Raw genomic sequence first — 1,229 nt, 5'->3', positions numbered from 1 at the left:
TGGACTTGTAACGGTTTTGCGCCGGTCACCTATCTCATTATGCCACCTTGGCTTCGAACGCGAGTGGGCTGATGCCGCCCAGGTATGAATGGCGGCGACGGGAATTGTAGAAGCCGTTGATGTACTGGAAGATGGCGGCTTCAGCTTGCCGGCGGGTTGGCCAATTCTGCCGCCAGATGAGTTCGGCCTTCAGGGATTTGAAGAATGTCTCGACGGAGGCATTGTCGTAACAATTTCCCTTGCCGCTCATAGATGGACGCAGGCCATAGGCCTGCAGCTTTTTCTGATAATCATAAGAGCAATATTGGCTGCCGCGATCGGAGTGGAAAATGCAGCCTTCAGGCGGCTGACGCAGCCGCACCGCCATATCCAACGCCCGGATCGCCAGATCCTTCTTCATCCTATCGCTGACAGCCCAGCCAACAACACGACGGCTGTGCAGGTCGAGGATGACGGCAAGGTAGAGCCAGCCTTCCGATGTCCAGACATAGGTGATGTCGCCCGCCCATTTCCGGTTGGGCGCATCGGCCGCAAAATCTCCGTCTAGCCAGTTCGCCGCGACACCCAGGCGATGGTGGCTGTCCGTCGTGACCTTGTGCTTGCGTGTGCGGACTGGCTTGATCCCGTTGATCCGCATGAGGCGGCCAACCCGGCGCTCGCCAACGTCGAGCCCTGCTTCCTTGAGCTCCATCGTCATCCTGGGGCGACCATAACTGCCAAGGCTCAGACTATATTGCTCCCGGATATGGGCCAGCACCCTCATGTCTGTCCGTTCCCGATGGCTGATCGGGCGCGACCGCCAGGACCGATAGCCGCGCTCACTCACCTGTAGGACACGGCACATCAACTCCACTGGCCAACGGTGCCGCCAGCTATGCACAAAGGCGAACCTCACGACCTTTGGCTCGCAAAGAACTGAGTGGCCTTTTTTAGGACTTCCCTCTCCTCCCTGAGGATACGGTTCTCCAAACGAAGCCGTTCATTCTCTCGAGCCAGATCTGCCTGCGGCGCTGCCACCAGATCCGAGGGGCGATAGTGCGACACCCATTTGTTCAGCGTCGATTTGCCGATCCCCAAATCCGACGCGACCCGTTCGCGCGGCAACCCGCTGGTCAGCGCAATGCGCACCGCCTCCTGCTTGAACTCTTCGCTATGCTTGATCATCTCGTCGGTCTCCTTGAATGAGCCTTAAACTCTCAAGTGACCGGCACAAAACCGTTACAAGTCCA

1 protein-coding gene is annotated in these 1,229 nt (G+C 58.3%); it reads right to left on the bottom strand.

Features of this window, described 5'->3' with window-relative positions:
- Positions 1–37: 37 nt before the first annotated feature.
- Positions 38–1,164, bottom strand: a protein-coding gene (locus ACFO3E_RS15065; protein ID WP_380805758.1) for an IS3 family transposase whose coding sequence is annotated in 2 segments (ribosomal slippage) — positions 38–933 and positions 933–1,164 — 1,128 coding nt in all. Because the reading frame shifts where the segments join, the coding sequence is not laid out codon by codon here.
- Positions 1,165–1,229: the final 65 nt, after the last annotated feature.

Source organism: Sphingobium tyrosinilyticum (assembly GCF_042654265.1).
In the GTDB taxonomy this organism is placed as follows: Bacteria; Pseudomonadota; Alphaproteobacteria; order Sphingomonadales; family Sphingomonadaceae; genus Sphingobium; species Sphingobium tyrosinilyticum.
Note: the sequence above shows the minus strand (reverse complement) of the source record. Positions and strands in the feature narration are given on the sequence as shown.